Here is a 21,860-nt window from a genome sequence, read left to right on the forward strand (position 1 = left end):
CCGGAGAGGGTGGGAACGGCTTAGTCGAGGACGCCGAAAGTCCTCACCGGGACAACCCAATAGACGAGCTTCGTTCCGGCGAACGCGCTCTTGAGCCGCTCCAGCAACTGCTCGAAGTCTTTGTCCTGTAGCACGATCTGCACTGCGACTTCGTCGGCATGTCCCTTGACCCGCTCCGCAGCGCTGCGCAGCCGGATGCGCGTGCCATGCCCGGCGACCTCGGAGGCCGTGAAGCCGGTGACCAGATCGGTTTGCTCGGCGATATAGTCGAACAGCTCGCCGCGCAGCTCGTACGGGGCAATCAGCGTCAGGCAGACGGATTGGCTGGTCATCTCGCCTCCTTGGACGGCCCGCCGTATCGACGATACAGAATCGGCAGCAGGATCAGCGTGAGCAGGGTGGAGGACAGCAGTCCACCGATCACGACGATGGCCAGGGGACGCTGAACCTCGGATCCCGGCCCGGAGGCAAACAACAGAGGAACCAGTCCAAGCGCGGTGATGCTCGCCGTCATCAGCACCGGCCGAAGCCTGCGCTTGGCGCCCTCAACGACGATGAGCTGCTCCGCCAACCCCTGCGTGCGAAGCTGGTTGAAGTGAGAGACCAGCACGACGCCGTTGAGAACGGCGATTCCCAGCAGCGCGATGAAGCCGACCGAGGCCGGCACCGACAGATATTCGCCGGTCGAGACCAGTGCGAACACGCCGCCGATCAGGGCGAAGGGAATGTTGATCAGCACCAGCAGGGCTTGGCGAACGGAGCCGAAGGTGGTGAAGAGCAGCACGAAGATCAGCCCGATCGCGACCGGCACGACGACGGACAGGCGCGCGGCAGCGCGCTGCTGGTTCTCGAACTGGCCGCCCCAGGTCAGCCGATAGCCGGCCGGGAGCTGCAGCTCCGCGGCCACTTTCTGCTGGGCCGCCTGGACGAAGCCGACCATGTCGCGGCCACGAACATTGCTGCGCACCACGCTCATGCGATTGCCGTCCTCGCGGTCGATCTTCACCGGGCCGTCGACCCGCTGAATGCGCGCGACCTGCGACAGGGCGACATGTTGTCCGGCAGCCAGCGTGAGCGGCAGCATTGCGAGCAGGGTCGGAGCCTCGCGCGTGGCTTCGCCGCCGCGCACCAGGATCGGGGTGCGGCGGCCGCTTTCCAGCGCAGTGCCGATCGTCCGTCCCTCGATCTGGGTGCGCAAGGAGGTGGCGATGGAGTCGACGGTGAGACCGAGGCGGCCGGCTTCCAACCGGTTGACTGTGACCGTGTAGTACTGCGCTCCCTCGTTCAGCGTCGTATAGACGTCCTCCGCGCCATCGATGCCCGACAGGATCGTCGAAAGCCTGGCGGCGATGTCGTTGAGTTTGGCGATGTCAGGACCGAAGATCTTCACGGCCACGTCGCCGCGGACGCCGCTGATCATCTCCTGGACGCGCATGTCGATCGGTTGGGTAAAGCTCAGCGAGATGCCTGGAAAATCGCTGAGCACGTCGCGAAGCTTCTGCAGCAGGGCTTCGCGGTTTTCGCTCTGCCGCTGCTCCGCCGGCTTGAGCACCAGGAAGGTGTCGGTCTGATTGGGGCCCATGGGATCCAGGCCGAGCTCATCGGAGCCGGTGCGCGCGATGATCCCGGCGACATCGGGCACCTTCATCAAGGCGGTCTGCAGCCTGGCATTGATGGCGAGCGATTCGTCGAGGTTGACGGAGGGGAGGGTTTCGACGCTGACGATGATGTCGCCTTCGTCCATCGTCGGCATGAAGGTCTTGCCGAGCCGGCTGTAGTCATAGCCGGCGGCGACGAGACACAGCATCGCGGCGAGGATGACCTTGCGCTCATTGCCGAGCGCCCATCCGAGCGCAGGTGCGTAGACGCGCTGGGCTGCGCGGATCAGCAGAGGATCATGGTGGGATGCCGATGTGAGCGCGAATGAGGTCGCGACGGGGATCACGGTCAGTGCGAGCAGCAGCGACGCCGCCAGCGCGAATATGATGGCCAGCGCGACCGGGATGAACAGCTTGCCTTCGAGGCCCTGCAAGGTCAGCAGCGGCACGAAGACGATGATGATGATCAGGACGCCCGAGGCCACCGGCTGCAGGACCTCGCAGACGGAGCGGAACACGATGTGGACCAAGGGTGCGTTTCGGCTCTGATCATGCTTGCCGAGATTGCCGACGATGTTCTCGACCACGACCACCAGCGCATCGATCAGCATGCCGATAGCGATGGCGAGCCCGCCGAGACTCATCAGGTTGGCCGACATTCCGACGGCGCGCATCACCAGCAGCGCCATTGCGATGGCAAGCGGCAGGCTCAGCGCGATCACGAGCGAGGCGCGCCAATTGCCGAGGAACAGCAGCAGCAGCACGACGACCAGGACCGTGGCCTCGCCGAGCGCCCGCACGACGGTGCCGACCGCGCGGTTGACCAGCTTGCTGCGGTCATAGAACACGTTGATGCTGACGCTGGCCGGCAGCGACGGCTTCAGCTCCTCGAGCCGGTCGCGCACGTCGCGCACCAACTGGCCGGCATTGGCGCCGCGCAGCCCGAGCACGAGGCCCTCCACGGTTTCGCCCTTGCCGTCGGCCGTGACCGCGCCATAGCGGGTCAGCGCCCCGATCCGCACCCGGGCGACGTCGCTGACGCGGATCGGGATGCCATCTCGCGTATCCACGACGATGGCCTTGATGTCGTCGATGCCGCGGATGCTGCCCTCGATGCGCACCAGCGCACTGTCTTCGCCCTGGTTGACGCGGCCGGCGCCGTCGTTGCGGCTGTTGGCCTCGATCGCCTTGCGAAACAGCTCATAGGAGATGCCGCGCGCGGCCAGCGCATCGGTCCGGGGAACGATCTCGAACGCCCGGACCTGGCCGCCCAGCGCGTTGACATCGGCCACGCCGGGCACCGTGCGGAGCGCAGGCCGGATCACCCAGTCGAGCAGGCTCCGCCGCTCCGCGAGCGACAGCTCCGGACTGTCGATCGTGAACATGAACATCTCGCCGAGCGGGCTCGTGATCGGCGCAAGGCCGCCGCTCACGCCGTCGGGGAAGTCGCGGGAGATGTTCGAGAGCCGTTCCGACACCTGGTTGCGTGCCCAGTAGATGTCGGTGCCATCCTCGAAATCGACCGTGATGTCGGCCAGCGCGTATTTCGTGGTGGAGCGCAGGATCCTCTTGTTCGGCAGGCCGAGCAGCTCAAGCTCGATCGGCACGGTGACGCGCTGCTCGACCTCCTCGGGGGTGAGACCGGGCGCCTTCATGATGATCTTGACCTGAACCGGCGAGACGTCAGGGAAAGCGTCGATCGGCAGGCTCGGCAGGAACACGGCGGCGGCGCCGATCAGCAGCAGTACGCTCAGGAGGACGAACAGCCGTTGCGACAGCGCGAATGCGACGAGGCGCTGCAGCATCATTGCCCCAGCCGCAAGAGAATGCCGCGGAGCGCCGAGATGCCGCCGACGGCGACGTCGTTCTGCTCGGTGATCGGACCTGATACGACGACGTGATCCTGATCCTCGGCGAGCAGCGTCACCGGAACCTGCCGGAAGCCGCCCTCGATCGCGACGAAGATCGAGGTCTGCTCGCCGCGCCGGACGAGGCCGCTATACGGGATCTCCCAGGCGCTCTCCCCCGCAGAGATGAAGCCGATGCGCGCGGCCGCAGTCTGTCCGGAATGCAATTCGCCATTGTTCGGAATTTCGGCCCGGACGAGGATCGTCTGGGTGGCGGCATCGGTTGTCTCGGAAACCAGGATGACGCGGCCCGGAGTCGGATAGCCGTCGATCTCGACCTTGGCGCCGATCTTGATCGCGCCGATATTCGTGGCCGGAATCGCAATCTCGACCCAGAGCGGCGACAGCCGTGCGAGTTTCACCAGCGGTGCGGACTGCTCCATCCGCTGGCCCGGCGACACCGCGATCTCGACCACCGAAGCGGCCTGGGGTGCGTTCACCGTCAAGGTGGCGCTGATCGCCGCTTCGTTGGTCAGGCGCGCGATCGCGTCGTCGGAGAGACCGCTGAGATGCAGCATCTGCCGTCGCTCCGCGACCACGATGCTGGCCTGGCGTGCTTCGGCCTGGCTGGATTCCAGCACGCGCTGCGGCACCGCCTTGCCGTCGAACAGATCGGCGTTCCGCTTCAACTGCTGAGCGGCGAGAACCTCCTGGGCCAGCGCATGCAGATATTCACGTTGCAGCGAGACGAAGCTCGGACTCTCCAATGTCAGCAGCGGTTGTCCGGCGGTAACGCGGTCACCGCGGCCGACCGCCAGATTCGTGACCATGCCGGCCACGGGGGCGCTGACGACCCAGAGCTGAGGTGTGGGGATGACGATCTGCGCCGGATAGGGCAGCGTCTTGTCGGTCGGACTCGGGAGGGGATGCGTGACGCGGATGCCGAGATTGCGCGCCTGCTCGGCGGTGAGCTTCACATCCTCGGCCACCGCTTTGGCGGGCACCGTCCCGAGTGCCAACAGGACGAGTCCGCTCGCCATCAGGGCGCGCGGCAAATAACAGGCAACACGGAACAGCGTCGGCATTGGCGAGGATCGTTTCCAGTTCGGAGAATGACATAGTCATAGCTGATTTCTGCCATTTCCGCGACTGTCGACCTGCGTCAAGGCATGCGCACCTTTTCGCGCATGTGGATCATAGGAGAGGGGTGATGACTCCTCGCTGACGCTCACATGCGAACAGATCGCATTCTCAAAGCTGCTCGCGCCAGCGTTCGTCGGTGACGTGCTGAGGCTCGGGTGTGCCGAGCCGGGTCTGATCATGAATGATCTCACCGATGCTCGGCATTGCGGAGCGCGCGACCTGTGCCTCCTGCGACCAGAGCTTGGAGCGCATGATCGCCTTGCCGCAATGGAAGTAGACCTCCTGCACGCCGATCACGAGCACGGAGCGCGGCGGCTTGCCGAACTCCTCGAGCCGCGCAAGCAGGGCGGGATCGGTGGACAGCGCGGCCGTGCCGCTGACCCGCAGGGTTTCGTTGAGACCCGGTACAAAGAAGATCAGCTGCACCAGGCCGGATCCTTCCGAAACGTTCCTGAGACTATCGAGTCTGTTGTTGCCGGGGCGGTCCGGCATCAGCAGACGATCGTCGCCATCGATATGGACGAACCCCGGGTGACCACCGCGCGGCGAAGCGTCGACGCTGCCATCCTTGCCCGCACTTGCGATCACGCAGAACGGCGACAATGCGATGAACTTCCGACTGTGAACGTCCAGCGCCGGCCGGACCTTCGCGATCACGCGCTCGTTCGGGCTCGGATAGATCGCGGCGAGGTTCGGCTGGGTGAGGTCGTTCAAAGCGGTTCTCCTTGGATGCGGGGCGGCTTCTCAGACGGCGTCGGCCGGCACGAAGCAGCTGATGATGATGTCGCCGCGATGGTGGACGTACCATACCACGGCCTCGCCGACCGGATTGCCGCGGTCGCGGATGATGGCGCGCTCCGGCACCGCCATCCAGCGTCCCTCGATCGGCACCCAATAGGTGCCGTCGCGGACGTCATAGGTCGTGCGGTGGCCGTCGGAGATGTCGCAGCATGGCACGCCGTTGGGCGCGATCACGCTCTTGAACCAGGCGCGGATATCGGGGGGAACGTTCTCGAACTGGCCATTGTCGAAGGCAACGCTGGCAGAGGCGAGCGAGCCCATTGTGAGAGCGGCCAGCACGATCCTGCGCATTCGTCCTTACCTCTCGCTATCAGCCGCCCCGCTGCGGGGCGCTCGCCAGCAGTTCGCGCAGCGGCTGCGCGTAGAATTTGGCATTGCCGGTGGTGAGATGGCCGCGCGTCTCGGCCGAGGCCGGGATCAGCAGCAGCTTGCCATTGGCGACGCGCTTCATCGCCTCGCCGGTGACGCCGGTCTCCGGCGGATTGCGCTCGTCGTCGGCGGAGTTGATCAGCATCACGGTCGCCTTGATCTTCCCGAGATCCGCCGACGGATTGTAGTCGTGCGAGGACTCCCATTGATAGATGAAGTCGTTGGCGTCGGTGGGAACAGCCTGCGCCAGGCGCTCCTCCACCATCTTGTCGGCCAGGGCCGCGGTCGGTGCCGCGAGCTGATAGGCGATGGTGCCGCCGGCGGTGGCGGTGGCATAGGCCGTGACGGCGTACTTCATCATGCGCGGCTGCGTCGTGTAGTTGCCGCCGCTATAGTCGGGATCGTTGCGGATGGTCTCCAGCATGATCCGGCGCAGCATCCAGTTGCGCGCCGCCATCTCGGTCGGCTGCGATGCCATCGGCACGGCGATATCCATGAAGTCGGGATAGCGCGTTGCCCAGACCCAGCTGTGCATGCCGCCCATCGAATTGCCGATGATGAGACGTAGATGCTTGATGCCGAGACCTTCGGTGAGCAGCCGGTGATGTGCATCGACCATGTCGGCATAGTCATAGGCCGGGAAGCCGGTCTTCAACCCGTCGGATGGCTTGGATGATTTGCCGTGCCCGATACTGTCAGGGATGATGATGTAGTACTTCGTCGCGTCGAGCGGCTGATCCTTGCCGAACAGCTGGCCGGCGAACGGCGCCACCAGCATGCTGGCGCCCGAGCCGCCGGTGCCGTGCAGCACCAGCACCGGCTGTCCGGTCGGCTCGCCCACGGTGGTGTAGTGCAGCTTCAGTTCCGGCAGTGTCTCGCCGGTGTGGAACTTGAAATCCTTGACGACGAAGTCCGCCTGTTTCGGGGCCGGATAGTCCGCGGCCTTGGCCGGGGCGCAACAGGCGACGAAAGCAGCAAGGACGGCGACACAGGGCCGAAACACGAATGGCCGAAGCATGATTTGTCGAAGCATGAATTCCCCCGGATCATGCGCGACTCTTGGCGGCCGCGTCGGGGGCATGTTAGCACGTCCGGCGACCTGGTTCAGCACCGGATTGATGAGACCCGTCATGTGCCGCAACATCAAGACGCTGTTCAATTTCGAGCCACCGGCGACGGAGGCTGAAATTCAAGCCTCGGCCTTGCAGTTCGTGCGCAAGCTGTCCGGCTTCAACACGCCGTCGCAGGCCAATGAAGCCGCCTTCGCACGTGCGGTCGAGGAGGTGGCCGACGCGGCGCGGCGGCTGTTGGGCTCGCTGCAGACCCAGGCTCCGCCGCGCGATCGCGAGATCGAGGCCGCCAAGGCGCGCGAACGTTCGGCCGCCAGATTCGGCCGCTGAGTTCGGCCAGAGCCAGGCGACCGCGCCAGGACAGGCCGCAACGCTCAGAACGCCTCGTCCTCGGCGTCCGGCTCGTCGGCGTGCTTCTCGTGCTTCTTCTTTTTCTTGTGCTTCTTCTTTTTCTTCTTCTTCGGCACGTCGATCTCGTGGGGATCGTCGTCCTCGAAGGCCTCGTCCAGCGCATCGTCATGCTGGACGGCGGCGAAGATATCGCGCACGGCGAGTTGCGCGGCTTCGCGCTCATGCGCCTCGCGGTCACGCGTGCGCTTGTAATCCTCATAGGCCTCGAAGATCTGCTCCAGCCAGGGCATCAGCTGGTCGATGGTGGGCAGCGTGCCCGGTGGGCCCTGTTCGCCGCGCGGGCCTTGCGGCCCTGCAGGCCCCTGAGGCCCCGGTTTGCCCGGTGGACCCACCTCGCCACGCGGCCCTTGCGGGCCGGGCTTGCCTTGCGGCCCTGCTTTGCCGTCAGGACCAGGCTTGCCGCGCTGGCCATCCGGTCCGCGCTTCCCAGGCTGCCCCTGCGGGCCACGTGGACCCGCTGGGCCCTGCAGGCCGCGTCCGGCCGGATTCTTCGCCACTACCGCAACTCCGCTACGATCATTTGATTCGCAGCGAAGGGTAACAGAGCCGCAACAACCGCAGCAATTGCAGCAGAGCCGCGAGGCCGATCGATCAACATCAATCGGCACCGCGTCCTGATGAGTTCCATGCGAAGGGATTTCGCATGGTCCACCGTCGTCTCAGGCCGTATAGGCCGGGACCGCGATGCCCTCGGCGGTGTAGCCGCGGATCTTGTTCCGCAGGGTACGAACCGGCATCCCGAGCAGCCGGGCGGCATGGGTGCGATTGCCGTTGCAGCGCGCCAGGGTCTGGACGATGAGCTCGCGCTCGATGTCTGACAGCGGCGTGCCGATCAACAGCGGCAGAACCTCCGTCGCGGAGGGCGACGGCGGCATAACGAGTGGAACGAGTGACGGACTTGCGGCATCGGCTGACAACTCTTGTGACATAACTCCTCCCGATCAACGCCCGCACCGCATGAAAACGGTGCGAAAACATCGAGACCAACTAAACATCCAGCCCGTAAATCACCGTGGTCGGACAAGGTTAACGGGTCCTTAACGCAAGCTCGTAGTGGCCGTCCGGGCCTGAAATACCCCTAAAGCGCCATGGTTTTGCGCGGGTCTCGACCCATTTCGCCACCCGGCGTGCCTGCGCGCCCGGCGGCGCAGGTCGCCCGGATCGCCGGGCCGGCCGCGCGGGGGCGAAGTGGCGGCATTTCGAACACACAAGCGGCGCCATATGCTTGGCGCCGCGCAAAGGGCTAAATTCGGCCCGATCGATTCGATTGGTGGGGCGCGATTGTCACAAGTGGCTATCGAATGACCTCGACTTCACGTCACTGGAGATTTGATCCATGAAAATTGCGTCCTTCCTTCGCGGTATGCTGGTGGCACTGACGGCCGCAGCCGGCGCCGTTCTGCCCACCACCGCGCATGCGGATGGCGGCTTCATCACGCTGACCATCTACAAGGCGGGATGGATCATCGGCGGCTCCGGCGGCAGTGGCATGTTGCATTTCCATGGCCGCGCCTATCCGCTGTCGACCGGCGGCCTCGATTGGGGGCTCGTGTTCGGCGGCTCGCGCACGGTGCTGCGCGGCCGCGTCAGCAACATCTGGCGTCCGTCCGACGTCGAGGGCGTCTATGGCGCCGCCGGTGCGGGCCTTGCCGTCGGCCGCGGCGTGCGCGGCATCGTGCTGACCAACCAGAAGGGCGCGGTGCTCGAACTCTCCGGCGAGCAGATCGGGCTGTTGGCCAATGTCGATCTATCGGGCCTCGCGATTACGATCAGGTAGTTGCGGCATCCTTCGACCGAACAAACAACCGCCGTCGCCCGGCTTGACCGGGCGACGACAGCGGAACGTGCCACAGGCGTTCGGCTGATATCTTCGGCATTCTGCTGATGCGTCGGCTTGTCGGCCGCCATCAGGTCCAGCGCGGCCCATCTCCACCTTCGTGGGACCATGCGCTAACCCGACGTGACGTGCTCGGCCAGTTCCTGCCACGGCTGCAAGGTCCACGCACCGGACGCGGCGCCGGAGGGCGAGGCGAGCACGAACGCCGTCGGGAAGTCATCCTGCTCGGATTGGCGCCCCAGCGCGATCGCGCCGGTCGGCTTGCGGTAGAACAGGCTCGCAGCCTTCTTGCTGGTGAAGGCGATGGTGCGCGGGCGATGACGCCGGATCTTCACCGCAAAGCCCGCGACATCGACGCCGGCCTTGAGCGCCACATGGTCCATGCCCGCGCCCTGCTTGCACAGGTCGGTGAAGCCGATGCCGAGCGACAGCAGCGCCGGAAATTCGTGCGGTCGATACAGCCGCGGCGTCAGGCCGACCGCGAACAAAGTGGGCCAGAAGCGGTTGCCGGGATGCGCGTAATAATGCCCGGTCGCGGCCGAGCGGGCGCTCGCGGCGGTGCCGACGAAGACGAGGCGGAGGCCGGGCTGGAGCTGATCGGGCAGGCGGTCCATGGGGGGCATGGGCGAGCGGCATGGCTGGCGCGGATCGCCGCGCTGCCGGGCTTTGTGCCGATGCAAGCGAGCCCGGTCGCCAGCCGAGCCTGAGCGCAGCCGGCGGCCGCGGCTTGGTCTCGCTTACAGGAAGCAGCGGCGCTCGTCGCGCAGCTTGAGCTGGATGTTGGTGGCCTCGACGAAGGTCGGCACCGGCTTGGAGACGATCTTGTAGCTCGACGGCCATTCCAGCGGCTTCGACTGCAGTTCGGTGTTCCAGATCTGGCAGATGCCGGTATTCTCCCAGCGGATCACGTAATAGCCGGTCTTGGCGGCCGGCGCGGCCAGGGCCGGGGTTGCGAGCGAGGCGGCCGTCAGGGCCGCGGCGACAGCGAGAGTGGTCAAGCGACGCATCGTCAATCTCCTGAAACAAACCGACCAGATCATCATGGCTGCAGCCGCGGCCACGATGCAGCCGCGGCAGCCACCGCGAAGTGGTGCGACAAAAGCGCCGGCCGCGCAAGGCGGGACCGTGAGCCGTTCACAGCGATGTCGGGCCTCGCGCTGGTGAGGCGGACGCCCGGTCTCCAGTACCAGCGCGACGGCGGCGCCTCACAGCGTGCAGCGGCCCTGCCGACGCAGCCTGACCTGCAGGTTGACCGCCTCATTGAAGGTCGGCACCGGACGGCTGACGATCTTGTAGCCCGACGGCCAGCGGATCGGCTTGAACGTGAACGCCTCGCTCCAGACCTGGCAGATCCCGGTGTTGTCCCAGCGGAGGATGTAGTAGCCGGCCTGCGCCGGGGTGGAGGCAAAAGCAGAAGCGGCAGCAAGCCCGCCAACAAAACAAACGGTGGTGAAACGCGACATCGACAACTCCGGCAACAAGCAGGCCCCGATGGGGCGGGCCCTGTGTGGGTGCTCGGTGGTTCCTTTTGAAGGCGCCGATGGCGGTTTTGTGCGGCAAATGCGCGCGAACCGGCACACCTCGCCGCAGCGTGGCCGCGCCGCATCAGGGCTGCGCCAACTTGCGCGTTAGCGCGTCGGGTTCAAACGATTGCCCTGCCTGAGCTGGAGGGAGGGTGAGCGCCGAGACAAAGCCTCGCCGCAGATGATCTTTGGAGGGGCGCGTAACACAGCGCGGCGTATGGTGGGGTACGCGAACGCCCCGCCATCATCTGTCAGTGTGGAGCCCTTTGTTGATCGCCGTCCGCTCACCCATCCTACGGTTTTGCGATCGCCGCGATACCCTCGATCTCGATCAACATCTTCGGATCGGGCAGCGCGACGACGACGCAGGTCGTCCGCGCGGGGTAGGGCGCCGGCCCGAACGCTGCGGCATAGAGCCGGTTCATGGTCGCAACATCAGCCGCGCGCGTCAGCAGCACGTTGACCTTGACGAGATCGCTAACGTTTGCGCCGCCTTCGGTCAGCACACGGGTGAAGTTGGTCACGACATTGGCGAACTGCGCCTCGAACTCATCGGGCAGGTTGCCGTCGGCATCGAAGCCGGGAATGCCGGAGACGAAGAGGAGATCGCCAACGCGCGTGCCGAACGAGAGCGGTGGGGCTTTGACGTGGGGTGGGGCGGGGATGTGGTGGATGGGCATGAGGCCTCCGTCGATTATTTCATTCATATCAAGCTGAAGCGGGTCTGCGAGGATGCAAAGTTCTGAAGCAAACAGCCGAGGTCATCAAACAAAAAGCCGGGCTTGCGCCCGGCTTTGATAGATGGCCGGGCCTGCGCCCGGCCATGACGATGGAGAGAGTGGGGCGCGGCGTCAGGACAACGCCTTGTTGCTCTCCTTCACCTTCTCTGCGTCGAGATACACGCTGCCGCCCATTTCCTTGAATTTGGCGCTCATCTGGGCCATGCCGTCCTCGATGGTGCCGGAGATAGTCATGCCGACCGTGGCCGGATCATTCAGCGTTGCGGCGTAGTCGCGGACGTCCTGGGTGATCTTCATCGAGCAGAATTTCGGACCGCACATCGAGCAGAAATGCGCGACCTTGTGGGCTTCCTTCGGCAGGGTCTCGTCGTGGAAGCTCTTCGCCGTGTCCGGGTCGAGGCCGAGGTTGAACTGGTCGGTCCAGCGGAACTCGAAGCGGGCGCGGGACAGCGCGTCGTCGCGCAGCTGCGCGGCGGGGTGGCCCTTGGCGAGATCGGCGGCGTGGGCGGCGATCTTGTAGGTGATGACGCCGGTCTTGACGTCGTTGCGATCCGGGAGACCCAGATGCTCCTTCGGCGTCACGTAGCACAGCATCGCGCAGCCGAACCAGCCGATCATGGCAGCGCCGATGCCCGAGGTGATGTGGTCGTAGCCCGGCGCGATGTCTGTCGTCAGCGGCCCGAGCGTGTAGAACGGCGCTTCGCCGCACTCCTTGAGCTGCTTGTCCATGTTGATCTTGATCTTGTGCATCGGCACGTGGCCGGGGCCTTCGATCATGACCTGGCAGCCCTTGTCCCAGGCGATCTTGGTCAGTTCGCCTAGTGTTTCCAACTCAGCGAATTGCGCGCGGTCGTTGGCGTCGGCGATCGAGCCCGGACGCAGGCCGTCGCCGAGCGAGAACGACACATCATACTTGCGCATGATGTCGCAGATCTCGTCGAAATGCGTGTAGAGGAAGCTCTCCTTGTGATGCGCGAGGCACCACTTGGCCATGATCGAGCCGCCGCGCGAGACGATGCCGGTGACGCGTGACGCGGTGAGGTGGATGTATTGCAGCCGCACGCCGGCGTGGATGGTGAAATAATCGACGCCCTGCTCGCACTGCTCGATCAGCGTGTCCTTGTAGAGCTCCCAGGTCAGCTTGACGGGATCGCCGTTGCACTTCTCCAGCGCCTGGTAGATCGGCACGGTGCCGATCGGCACCGGCGCGTTGCGCAGGATCCATTCCCGCGTGGTGTGGATGTTGCGGCCGGTCGAGAGGTCCATCACGGTGTCGGCGCCCCAGCGGATCGCCCAGACCATCTTGTCCACTTCCTCCTCAACGGACGAGGTCACCGCCGAGTTGCCGATATTGGCGTTGATCTTGGTGAGGAAGTTGCGGCCGATGATCATCGGCTCCAATTCGGCATGGTTGATGTTGCAGGGGATGATGGCGCGGCCGCGCGCGATCTCGTCGCGGACGAATTCCGGCGTGATGAAGGCCGGCACCGAAGCGCCGAAGCTCTCGCCATCGGCGAGCGCGGCTTCGGCGCGTTCGAGCTGCTGCTTGCGGCCGAGATTCTCGCGCTCGGCGACGTAGATCATCTCCTTGGTGATGATGCCGGCGCGGGCGAATTCGAGCTGGGTGATCTTGTGGCCGTCGAGGCCGCGCAGCGGCTTGTGATGCGCGACGAAGGCTTTCGCCGCCTTGTCGGCGCCGACATTGCCATTGTCCTCCGGCTTGATGTCGCGCCCCTCATATTCCTCGACGCCGCCGCGCTCGAGCACCCAGGCCGTGCGGTTGCGCGCCAGGCCGGCATTGACGTCGATGGTGACGGAGGGATCGGTGTAGGGGCCCGAAGTGTCGTAGACCGGCAGGTTCGGCTCGGAGGCCGCTTCGGAGAGGATGATCTCGCGCAGCGGCACGCGCAAATCGGGTGCGGAGTCCGGCGCTGCATAGATCTTGCGCGAGGAGGGCAGCGGACCGGTGGTGACGGCGGGCAGTGTCGTGTCGGGGTTGGAGCGGATGTTCATCGGATCCTCCTGGTCAATTGTCGTTGTCGGAGTGAATGGGGCACGTCATTGCGAGGAGAGGTCGCGACGAAGCAATCCAGGGCGGCACGCGGGGCCCTGGATTGCTTCGCTGCGCTCGCAATGACGATGGATAGAGCGGGGCATCACGCCGGCTCCTTTGTCGCCTCTAACCAGGCGCGGACGCGGGCGTCGGGATCTGCGTTCTGGGTGACGTCGCTGACGACCGCGATCGAGTCGGCGCCGGCGGCAAAGATCTCGGCGGCCTGCTTCAACTTGATGCCGCCGATCGCGACCAGCGGAATGTGGCCGATGCGCTGCTTCCACACGGTGATCTTCGGGATGCCCTGCGGGGCGAAGCGCATCGCCTTCAAGGTGGTCGGGAAGATCGGCCCCAGCGCGACATAATCGGGCTCGGCCGCCAGCGCATTCTCCAACTCGGCGTCGTCATGGGTGGAGAGCCCGAGTGTGAGGCCGGCCTCCTTGATCGCCTTGACGTCGGCGTCCGCCAGGTCCTCCTGGCCGAGATGGAGATGTTCGGCACCGGCGACGATCGCGGCACGCCAATAATCGTTGACGATCAGCTTCGTCGCCGTGCCCTTGGTGATCTCCAGCGCGTCGGTGACGATCTGCAATGCCTCGCCGTCATTGAGATCCTTGGCGCGCAATTGCACCGTGCCGACGCCGAGCTTGGTCAGGCGCTCGACCCAGGCGAGGCTGTCGACGACGGGATAGAAGCGATCAGGATACGGCATGCCAGAACGGTGTCCCAACGACAGGGGTGGAGGGGGAGGCGAAATCGCGGGCGTCCATCAGCCCGGCCTCGTAGGCGGTGCGGCCGGCGTCACAGCCGAGCTTGAAGGCGCGGGCCATCGCCACCGGGTCGGCGGCCTTGGCCACCGCGGTGTTGAGCAGCACTGCGTCATAGCCGAGTTCGAGCGCTTCGGCCGCGTGCGAGGGGGCGCCGAGGCCGGCGTCGACGACGAGCGTGATATCGGGCAGGCGGTCGCGCAGCAGCTTCAGCGCATCGCGATTGATGATGCCCTTGGCGGAGCCGATCGGCGCCGCCCACGGCATCACGACCTTGCAGCCGGCATCGACCAGCCGCGTCGCGACCGAGAGATCCTCGGTGCAATAAGGGAACACCTCGAAGCCGTCCTTGACCAGGATCGTCGCCGCCTCGACCAGTCCGACGACGTCCGGCTGCAGGGTGTCGTTGTCGGCGATGACTTCGAGCTTGATCCAGGACGTGCCGAACAATTCTCGCGCGAGCTTGGCGGTGGTGACGGCCTCCCGGACGCTGCGGCAGCCGGCGGTGTTCGGCAGCACCGTGACGTTGAGCTCGCGGATCAGCTTCCAGAACGCATCGCCCGATTTGCCGCCCGCGGCCTCACGGCGCAGCGACACGGTGACGATCTCGGCCCCGGAGGCGCGGATCGCGTCCTGCATGATGGCGGGCGACGGATACAGCGCGGTGCCGATGAGGAGGCGCGAGGCGAAGGTCTTGTCGTAGAAGGTGGGCATCAATTGTCTCCGTCGTTGCGGACGGTGGTCGCCACGATGGAAGCTGTCATCCCCGCGAAAGCGGGGATCCAGTATTCCAGAGGCAGTGCGGTCAGGCCGAGAGGCCGCGGCGTACTGGATCGCCCGGTCAAGCCGGGCGATGACAGCTGTGAGTGAGGTGCGGTCTCTTCTCCCACGTCGTCCCGGCGAACGCCGGGACCCATACCGCGTGATGTCGCGCGGGGGCATGGTAGGAGAGATCGAGCGCCATTACGGCGGCCGGTGGTTATGGGTCCCCGCGTTCGCGGGGACGACAGCTGCAGGTGGCGTGCGAGCGCGCGTCTCATGGCCATCATCACCCTCCCTGCCGGGGGGTGATGATCTCGATCTCGTCGCCGGCCTTCAGCGGCGTCTCGGACCAGCGGCTCTTGGGCACCACGTCGTAGTTCAGCGCGATGGCAAAATGGCTGCCTTCATAGTCGAGCTCGGACAGCAGCGCGGCGACATCGGTCGAACTGATGTCACGGGCCTCGCCATTGACGGTCACGCGCATCGCATCACCTCATTGTCGATCTGGCCATGCGCGACGTAGTTCAAGGTCGCCTGCGCCAGGGCCGGCGCGATCAGGAAGCCGTGGCGATAGAGGCCGTTGACGCGGATCTCACGCTCGCTCGTCACGGTGATGCGCGGCAGATTGTCCGGATAGGCCGGCCGCAGCCCCGAGCCGAATTCGAGGATGCGCGCCTCGCCGAACGCCGGATGCACCGAATAGGCGGCGCCGAGCAATTCCAGCGCCGAGCGCAGGGAGACGCCGCTGTCCTCGGCCTCCAGCGAGGTCGCGCCCAGCATGAACAGGTTGTCGGCGCGCGGGATCAGATACAGCGGCCAGCGCGGATGCATCAGCCGGACCGGCCGCGCCAATTGCACCTCCGCGGTTTCGATCAGGATCATCTCGCCCTTGACGCCGCGCAGCTCCGGCTCGGCGTCGCGCGCATCGAGGCCGCGGCAATCGATCACGAGACCGTCGAGATCGGACGCCGTGACGTTGCTGTTGAACAGCACGCGGCCGCCGGCCTCGATGATGCGCTGGTGCAGCTTCGGCAGCACGCGGCGCGGCTCGACATGGCCTTCGGTCGGATAGAACAGCCCCTCGCGGAAGCGGCCCTCCAGCGACGGCTCCAGCGTTGCGAGCTGCGCCGCGTCGAGGCGTTCATAGCCGGAGGTGCGGCGGGCGAAACGGTCGTAATCGGCGCGGTCGCGCGCATGCGCGATCACCAGCGAGCCGTTGAACGGCGTTTCCGGCAGCTCGCGCCGCCACAGAGCGAGCGAGGCGAGGCCGAGCCGGCTGATCACGGGTTCGGAAATTTCGCTCTCGCAGTACGGCGCCAGCATGCCGCCGGCCCAATGGCTGGTGGAGAGCATCAGGTCGGCGTCGCTGCGTTCATGCAGCGTGACGGCGTGGCCGGCGCGCGCGAACAACAGCGCCTGCCAGGCGCCGGCAATGCCCGCGCCAATGATGGATACGGGACGATCCCCGCGTGTCGTGGTTGTCTGCTGCATCCCTGTCCCTTCGCCGGCATGACCCGGATCAGGTTCAAAGGGTCACCGCATCACGTGCGGTATCTCAGCTCCCCCTCGGAGCTCCCCTCGGAACGCGCTTAAAATAGACCGATACGGCCCCGTGTCAACGGAGTGTCACGGAAAGAAGGTCCGATCGCCGAGGAACCGATCGCGTTCAATGCGCGCGGGCGTGACGGACAGGGGTGATCTTCGGCGTGATGTCGAGCGGGGCGGCGACGCGCTCGGGCCGGGCGAACGGTCGCGCATCGGCGAGACGCTGCCGCTTGGCCTCCTCGTAATAGCCCTTGGCGAAATAAGCCACGGCGCGGTCGTGATCGCCGCGGGCGGCGCGATAGGCACCGGCGAGGTATTTCACGCCATAGGTGAGGTTGGTGTTCGGATCGTGCAGGCCGGCCGCGTCGCCGGTGTAGCCGAGGCCGCGCGCGGTGCCGAGCTTGATCTGCATCAGGCCGATGCAGCCGCAACGGCCGACCAGGTCCTTCTGATATTTGCTCTCGCGCACGATCACGCGGTGAATCAGCGCCTCGGGAACGTCGTTGGCGGCGGCGTGGACGGCGACCAGCGCATCGATATGCGGATGGCCGGTGTTCATGTGCTTGGGCTTGACGTCCGCGGCCTTCCGATCGGTCTCGCGGGGCTCGGCAGCCGGGGTGTCGACCGGCACCGCCTCGGTCTCGGCGGCCGGCGCGGCCGCATTGGCGTCGACCGGCTGCAAATTGTCGGCGCCGCTTACCGCCTCGATGGCCTCGACTTCGCGCGCGGCCTTGGTGACAGCGCTGTGCGCAGCGAGCTCCTTGATACCGTCCGGGCGGACATGGGCCAGCTTGACGGCCGTGCTGGCCTTCGCGGCCGTCTTGCCGATCTTGGCCTTCGCCGCCGAAGGAGGGGCCGCGTCTTCGGCAGCCATATCTTCCGCAGCCATGGCCGCCGGCATGTGACCGGCCATCGCAAGGCCTGCGATCCAGGCCGTCAGCACGATACGTTTCATGTGTCAGGATCCCCCGGGAACCACGCGCGTGCCAAGCAGCCCCCCGGCACACGTTTAACACTTTACGCACCGTAATTGGCGCGATCGCCGGGCGATAATGTGGCGGAATTGGGGCGGGATGTGCGGCGGCCGCGGCGCCACGGTTTACTCCGAATTAGACGGGGCGTGCTTGGCTGGCCGCAAGCTCCCAGCCAGGTCCATGCCGCGATGACGCTGTCCGTCACCCACACCGAAGCGACCATCCGGCCGTCACGCGCGCTGTTACCGCTGTGGGTCGGCGCCGGCGTCTATGCGCTGCTGCTGATCTCCGGCAACCGTCTGCTCAACGATCCGGACACGCTGTGGCAGATCACCGTGGGGCAGTGGATCCTCGATCACCGCGCGGTGCCCGAGGTCGACGTCTACTCCTTCACCATGCGCGGCGCGCCCTGGATCTCGACGCAATGGCTCGCGCAGGTCGGCTATGCCGCGGCCTACAGGCTCGCCGGCTGGACCGGCCCTGTGGTGCTGGCGGCGTCGGCGATCGCGCTGGCCTTCGGGCTGTTCGCGCGTGCCCTCGGCCGGCATCTGCGCGACAGCACGATGCTGGTGTTCGTCGTGGCCGCGTTCCTGCTCTGCCTGCCGCATCTGCTGGCGCGGCCGCATGTGCTGGCGTTTCCGATCCTGGTGGCCTGGATGGCGGGATTGATCGACGCCGCCGATCGCAAGGCGGTGCCGCCTGTGGCGCTGGCGCTCCTGATCGCGCTGTGGGCCAATCTTCACGGCGGATTCGTGTTCGGCCTTTTCTTCATGGTGCCCGCTGCGCTTGATGCGATGGTCAATGCCGAGCCGCCGCTTCGCCGCGCGTTGGCGCTGCGCTGGATGGCGTTCGCCGCGCTCGCTGTGGCCGCGAGCTGCTGCACGCCCTATGGCTGGAACGCGCTGCTCGCGGCGCAGAAGATCCTGTCGCTCGGTCAGGCGCTGCCGCTGATCGTCGAATGGAAGGCGGCGGATTTCCAGGGCCTCGGGCCCTTCGAGGTCTGCCTGCTGCTGGCAATCGGCTTTGCGCTGTATCATGGGCTCAAGCTGCCGCCGGTCCGCATCCTGATGCTGCTCGGCCTGCTGCACATGGCGCTGGCCCAGGCGCGCGCCGCCGAGATCCTGGCGCTGGTCGGGCCGCTGGTGATCGCGGCGCCGCTGGCGCGGCAGTTGGACCCGTTGCCCGTTGTGCCAACGGGGGCGCGTGCCGCGCTGACAGCGGCCGTGGTGCTCGCGCTCGGCGCCGGCACGTTGGCGTCCTTGTCGATCCTGACCTTCGCGCCGAACATGCGCGGCACGCCGGTGGCGGCCGTGACCGAGCTCAAGAAGCTCAATCTGACGCGCGTGTTGAACGATTATGATTTCGGCGGCTATCTGATCTCGACCGGAATAGCTCCGTTCATCGACGGCCGCACCGAGCTCTACGGCGAAAAGTTCTTCGTCGATCACAACGCCGCATCGGGACTGATGGAGCCGGACAATCTGTTCCGGCTGCTGAAGGACTACGACATCGAGGCGACCTTGCTGCGCACCCAGAGCGCGGCGACCAAGCTGCTCGACCATGTCGATGGCTGGCAAAAAGTCTATGCCGATGACATCGCCACTATTCATCTGCGCAAAGCAGGCGCCCGACACAGCACGGAACCGCCGGTCGATTCCGGCAGGAATTGATTCAATCCTGATGATTATCACGTGAGGTCGGATGTCGCGCGGCATCTCGGCGCGTGCAAATCAGGCAGTGCTCGACTATCATCACCGTATCAGTTCGACAGCAAGCCTGACTCATTCAAGAAACTGAACAGAGAGGGAGCGCGTCATGGCCGTGAAGGCAACCGACACCACAGCCGATCGTTTCAGCAACAACAGGCAGGCCGACATCCGCGTCCTGGACCTGCCGCGCAACAATCCCTGTGCCCAATGCGGCGAGCCGATCGCGCTGCCGTCCTGGGTCGAGAAGGATGGTCGGCGCACCGCCTTCCTCTGGCATTGCCGCCTCTGCGATTATCGCTATGAGACCATCGCGTTCTATGCCGAGGCCGTCGATCAGGACGATGCGCTGGCCGCGTAGTCGGGCCCGGCGGGCTCTCCGCCTTGCGGCGCGGCGGCCGCATAGACCCAGACTCGCGGACAGCTGGATGCGGCTGGACGGCTTGAGCCGCCCTGCCATGCGCGTTGATATGAGCAAGCCAGCGATGATGTCCTGGCAGATGCCGGCGCGCCACGCGACGTGATCGCGGGGCCTCCGGAGTGACTTGTCGGAACTGTTACTCAGGCACATTTCGGCGCTGCACTGAGACCGCTTGTCGCGCAGCATGACGAAATCGGAGTTCCCGCGGAACGGCGACTGTCCGCTGCAGTTCTCTCGTCACCAATCACTGAGAGGAGACACCACATGGTGATGAAGAAGACTGTTGCAGCCGGCCTTGCCGGTTCCCTGCTGCTCGCGACCGCGGCGTTTGCTGCGGAGAGCACCACCACCACGACCAGCACCACGACCACCGCCAACACCACGGCGGCGTCCTATCAGGGTGATTGGCGCAGTTCCAAACTGGTCGGCGTGAAGGTCTACAACAACAACAATGAGAATGTCGGCTCGATCGACGATCTGCTCGTCGACAAGAGCGGGAACGTCAAGGGCGTCGTGATCGGCGTCGGCGGCTTCCTCGGCATGGGCGAACACCTCGTCGCGGTCTCGTTCGACCAGGTGAAGTTCTCGGATCAGCCGGTGCAGTCCAACACCGCCTCCAACGCTCCGGCCTCTGGTACGACTTCCTCGACCACGCCGCCGGCGACCACGACGACGGGCGCCGCCACCGGCACTTCGTCCTCGTCGATGAGCTCTTCGAAGGGCCGCTGGTATCCCGATCACGCGATGATCAACGCGAGCAAGGACCAGCTGAAGTCGATGCCCGAGTTCAAGTACTCGGAGTAAGAAAACAGCGATCGATCGGCTGTGTCGCGGCGCGCCCGGTTCGTCCGGGCGCGTTCGCGCATGTCACGCTGCAGGGCGCAGGCTGCTGCGGCTGAGCGGCAGCTCGATGCGTGCGATCAATCCGCAGGGGTGCCGGTCGTGCAGCGACAGCTCGCCGCCATGGGCCTGAACGATCGCTTTGGCGATCGACAGTCCGAGCCCGAAGCCGGTGGCCTCGTCCATGTTGCGGGCATCGTCGCCGCGCACGAAAGGCTCGAGCATGTCTGGCTTGAGGGCATCCGCGATGCCCGGGCCGTCATCCTCGACGTCGATGGTCAGGCGATTGCCCGAGACTGTCAGCCTGATCACGATCTCCTTGCCATATTTCGCGGCGTTCTCGACCAGGTTCGTGACCGAGCGCATCAGATCGTCGGGTCGCACCGTGGCCATGGCGTGGGTCGGACCGACATAACTGACCTGATGGCCGACATCCGCGAACTGGTCGGCGACGAGCTGCAGGATGCTGGCGATATCGACCAGTGTCATCGGCTCGAGCTTGCGGCCGTTGCGCAGGAACGACAGCACCGATCCGAGCATCGTATGCATCTGGTCGAGGTCGGCCAGCATGCGGCTGCGCTGCAGCTCATCCTCGACGAACTCGCAGCGCAAACGCATCCGGGTCAGGGGCGTGCGCAGATCATGGCTGATCGCCGCGAGCATCTTGGTCCGGTCGTTCATCAGCGCGGGTGATGCGCTGCCGCATCCTGTTCAGCGCGCGCGCCAATGAGCGGATTTCTTCCGGCCCGCGTTCGGGCAGCGCGGGCGCATCGCCATCGAGGCTGAAATTCTCCGCGGCCCTGGCGAAGCTCGACAGCGGCGATGTCAGCGCACGCGCGGCCCAGAGGCCGAGCAAGGTCGTGCTGATCAGTGCGAACAGGATGGTCGTCAACCATGGAGCGCCCCAGAACGGCGGCCGGCGCGGCCGGTCAGGAGTCCTGGCCGAGATCAGGTCGCCGTCGGGCAGTGCGACGACGACACGCCGCGCGCCTGATCCGGGTGGCGACATGAAGATCCGGTAGCCGGGGCCGAGGCCGCGAAAGCCGCCGGGTCCGGGAGGTCTGCCGTCAGGTCCGCGGTGGGGTTCGAAGCCTGGTCCGCCCGCGCTCGGCGCGCCTTCTGCGCCCGGCTCGGGCGCTCGTCCGGGCTCGCTCGGCAGCGGACCGGAATGAGGTTTGATGTCGAACTCCGGGATAGGCACGAACGATATCGGCCATCAGCCGCGGGCGGTCGCCGGCGGGAGCCCGACCGAGAATGCGGATGGCGGTCGCAAGCTGGAACGGACCTGCCTCGCTCTCACCCTCGGGCTGCTCTGCGCGATAGATCAGAAATGTTGCGGTGATGATCGCATGCAGCGCAACGATCGAGATCGCCACCAGAGCGGTGATCTGGCCGCGGATGCCCTTCAGGTTGAGAAAGCCGAACGACATCATCCCGCCATCATCCGATCCGA

23 protein-coding genes, 1 pseudogene and 1 riboswitch are annotated in these 21,860 nt (G+C 65.8%); of the genes and pseudogenes, 5 read left to right on the top strand and 19 right to left on the bottom strand.

Features of this window, described 5'->3' with window-relative positions; translation table 11 throughout:
* Positions 1–20 precede the first annotated feature (20 nt).
* From ACVIJ6_RS19665 to ACVIJ6_RS19690, 6 genes are all read right to left on the bottom strand, one after another.
* A complete protein-coding gene (locus ACVIJ6_RS19665; RefSeq protein ID WP_456774036.1) occupies positions 21–332 on the bottom strand; it encodes a DUF3240 family protein in 312 nt (103 codons plus the stop codon).
* Positions 329–3,406: an efflux RND transporter permease subunit gene (locus tag ACVIJ6_RS19670; protein ID WP_456774037.1), complete on the bottom strand. Its 3,078-nt coding sequence runs from the start codon at positions 3,404–3,406 to the stop codon at positions 329–331. The genes ACVIJ6_RS19665 and ACVIJ6_RS19670 overlap by 4 nt, the downstream gene beginning before the upstream one ends.
* The gene (locus tag ACVIJ6_RS19675; RefSeq protein ID WP_456774038.1) at positions 3,403–4,530 is read right to left on the bottom strand and encodes an efflux RND transporter periplasmic adaptor subunit; all 1,128 of its coding nucleotides are present in this window, start codon (positions 4,528–4,530) and stop codon (positions 3,403–3,405) included. The genes ACVIJ6_RS19670 and ACVIJ6_RS19675 overlap by 4 nt, the downstream gene beginning before the upstream one ends.
* 166 nt (positions 4,531–4,696) lie before the next feature.
* Positions 4,697–5,302, bottom strand: coding sequence for a pyridoxamine 5'-phosphate oxidase family protein (locus ACVIJ6_RS19680; RefSeq protein ID WP_456774039.1), 606 nt, complete (start codon positions 5,300–5,302; stop codon positions 4,697–4,699).
* A 30-nt stretch (positions 5,303–5,332) separates the two neighbouring features.
* The gene (locus tag ACVIJ6_RS19685; RefSeq protein ID WP_456774040.1) at positions 5,333–5,680 is read right to left on the bottom strand and encodes a hypothetical protein; all 348 of its coding nucleotides are present in this window, start codon (positions 5,678–5,680) and stop codon (positions 5,333–5,335) included.
* A 19-nt stretch (positions 5,681–5,699) separates the two neighbouring features.
* On the bottom strand, positions 5,700–6,761 hold the full coding sequence (locus ACVIJ6_RS19690; RefSeq protein ID WP_456777032.1) for an alpha/beta fold hydrolase: 1,062 nt from the start codon (positions 6,759–6,761) through the stop codon (positions 5,700–5,702).
* Between the two features lie 127 nt (positions 6,762–6,888).
* On the opposite strand from ACVIJ6_RS19690, the gene ACVIJ6_RS19695 reads away from it, so the two are divergent.
* Positions 6,889–7,158 (top strand): DUF2277 domain-containing protein, encoded by a 270-nt coding sequence (locus ACVIJ6_RS19695; RefSeq protein WP_456774041.1) that lies wholly within the window; start codon positions 6,889–6,891, stop codon positions 7,156–7,158.
* A gap of 44 nt (positions 7,159–7,202) precedes the next feature.
* Here ACVIJ6_RS19695 and ACVIJ6_RS19700 read toward each other — a convergent pair whose 3' ends face one another.
* On the bottom strand, positions 7,203–7,736 hold the full coding sequence (locus ACVIJ6_RS19700) for a collagen-like protein (RefSeq protein WP_456774042.1): 534 nt from the start codon (positions 7,734–7,736) through the stop codon (positions 7,203–7,205).
* A 162-nt stretch (positions 7,737–7,898) separates the two neighbouring features.
* A complete protein-coding gene (locus tag ACVIJ6_RS19705) occupies positions 7,899–8,168 on the bottom strand; it encodes a helix-turn-helix domain-containing protein (RefSeq protein ID WP_041750961.1) in 270 nt (89 codons plus the stop codon).
* A gap of 407 nt (positions 8,169–8,575) precedes the next feature.
* On the opposite strand from ACVIJ6_RS19705, the gene ACVIJ6_RS19710 reads away from it, so the two are divergent.
* Positions 8,576–9,016 carry a hypothetical protein gene (locus ACVIJ6_RS19710; RefSeq protein WP_012046104.1) on the top strand — a complete coding sequence of 147 codons (441 nt, stop codon included), beginning with the start codon at positions 8,576–8,578 and terminating at the stop codon, positions 9,014–9,016.
* A 173-nt stretch (positions 9,017–9,189) separates the two neighbouring features.
* Here ACVIJ6_RS19710 and ACVIJ6_RS19715 read toward each other — a convergent pair whose 3' ends face one another.
* The 10 genes from ACVIJ6_RS19715 to ACVIJ6_RS19760 all read right to left on the bottom strand — a co-directional run bounded on the left by ACVIJ6_RS19715 (position 9,190) and on the right by ACVIJ6_RS19760 (position 17,421).
* Positions 9,190–9,690: a mismatch-specific DNA-glycosylase gene (locus ACVIJ6_RS19715; RefSeq protein ID WP_456777033.1), complete on the bottom strand. Its 501-nt coding sequence runs from the start codon at positions 9,688–9,690 to the stop codon at positions 9,190–9,192.
* 123 nt (positions 9,691–9,813) lie between these two features.
* On the bottom strand, positions 9,814–10,083 hold the full coding sequence (locus tag ACVIJ6_RS19720) for a hypothetical protein (protein ID WP_456774043.1): 270 nt from the start codon (positions 10,081–10,083) through the stop codon (positions 9,814–9,816).
* A gap of 198 nt (positions 10,084–10,281) precedes the next feature.
* Positions 10,282–10,539, bottom strand: coding sequence for a hypothetical protein (locus ACVIJ6_RS19725; RefSeq protein WP_456774044.1), 258 nt, complete (start codon positions 10,537–10,539; stop codon positions 10,282–10,284).
* Positions 10,540–10,892: 353 nt separating this feature from the next.
* Positions 10,893–11,279, bottom strand: coding sequence for a RidA family protein (locus ACVIJ6_RS19730; protein WP_456774045.1), 387 nt, complete (start codon positions 11,277–11,279; stop codon positions 10,893–10,895).
* 171 nt (positions 11,280–11,450) lie between these two features.
* Positions 11,451–13,352: a phosphomethylpyrimidine synthase ThiC gene (thiC, locus tag ACVIJ6_RS19735; RefSeq protein ID WP_456774046.1), complete on the bottom strand. Its 1,902-nt coding sequence runs from the start codon at positions 13,350–13,352 to the stop codon at positions 11,451–11,453.
* A gap of 143 nt (positions 13,353–13,495) precedes the next feature.
* On the bottom strand, positions 13,496–14,104 hold the full coding sequence (locus ACVIJ6_RS19740; RefSeq protein ID WP_456774047.1) for a thiamine phosphate synthase: 609 nt from the start codon (positions 14,102–14,104) through the stop codon (positions 13,496–13,498).
* Positions 14,091–14,873, bottom strand: a complete 783-nt coding sequence (locus ACVIJ6_RS19745; RefSeq protein ID WP_456774048.1) for a thiazole synthase — start codon at positions 14,871–14,873, stop codon at positions 14,091–14,093. The genes ACVIJ6_RS19740 and ACVIJ6_RS19745 overlap by 14 nt, the downstream gene beginning before the upstream one ends.
* A 334-nt stretch (positions 14,874–15,207) precedes the next feature.
* Positions 15,208–15,405, bottom strand: a complete 198-nt coding sequence (gene thiS, locus ACVIJ6_RS19750) for a sulfur carrier protein ThiS (RefSeq protein WP_012046095.1) — start codon at positions 15,403–15,405, stop codon at positions 15,208–15,210.
* Complete coding sequence (locus ACVIJ6_RS19755; protein ID WP_456774049.1) at positions 15,396–16,412, bottom strand: FAD-dependent oxidoreductase; 1,017 nt, start codon at positions 16,410–16,412, stop codon at positions 15,396–15,398. Before ACVIJ6_RS19755 ends, thiS begins: the two co-directional genes overlap by 10 nt.
* Positions 16,400–16,510, bottom strand: a riboswitch (TPP riboswitch). It overlaps the preceding gene by 13 nt.
* 77 nt (positions 16,511–16,587) lie before the next feature.
* On the bottom strand, positions 16,588–17,421 hold the full coding sequence (locus tag ACVIJ6_RS19760) for a transglycosylase SLT domain-containing protein (RefSeq protein WP_456774050.1): 834 nt from the start codon (positions 17,419–17,421) through the stop codon (positions 16,588–16,590).
* Between the two features lie 207 nt (positions 17,422–17,628).
* Between ACVIJ6_RS19760 and ACVIJ6_RS19765 the strand changes: the two genes are divergently transcribed.
* The 3 genes from ACVIJ6_RS19765 (at position 17,629) to ACVIJ6_RS19775 (ending at position 20,371) form a co-directional block, all read left to right on the top strand.
* A complete protein-coding gene (locus ACVIJ6_RS19765) occupies positions 17,629–19,110 on the top strand; it encodes a hypothetical protein (RefSeq protein WP_456774051.1) in 1,482 nt (493 codons plus the stop codon).
* A 145-nt stretch (positions 19,111–19,255) separates the two neighbouring features.
* Positions 19,256–19,507 carry a hypothetical protein gene (locus ACVIJ6_RS19770; RefSeq protein WP_172241506.1) on the top strand — a complete coding sequence of 84 codons (252 nt, stop codon included), beginning with the start codon at positions 19,256–19,258 and terminating at the stop codon, positions 19,505–19,507.
* Positions 19,508–19,834: 327 nt separating this feature from the next.
* On the top strand, positions 19,835–20,371 hold the full coding sequence (locus tag ACVIJ6_RS19775) for a PRC-barrel domain-containing protein (RefSeq protein ID WP_456777034.1): 537 nt from the start codon (positions 19,835–19,837) through the stop codon (positions 20,369–20,371).
* Between the two features lie 63 nt (positions 20,372–20,434).
* Here ACVIJ6_RS19775 and ACVIJ6_RS19780 read toward each other — a convergent pair.
* A pseudogene (locus tag ACVIJ6_RS19780) lies at positions 20,435–21,840 on the bottom strand (ATP-binding protein).
* Positions 21,841–21,860 lie beyond the last annotated feature (20 nt).

This window comes from Bradyrhizobium sp. USDA 4369, from assembly GCF_054056435.1.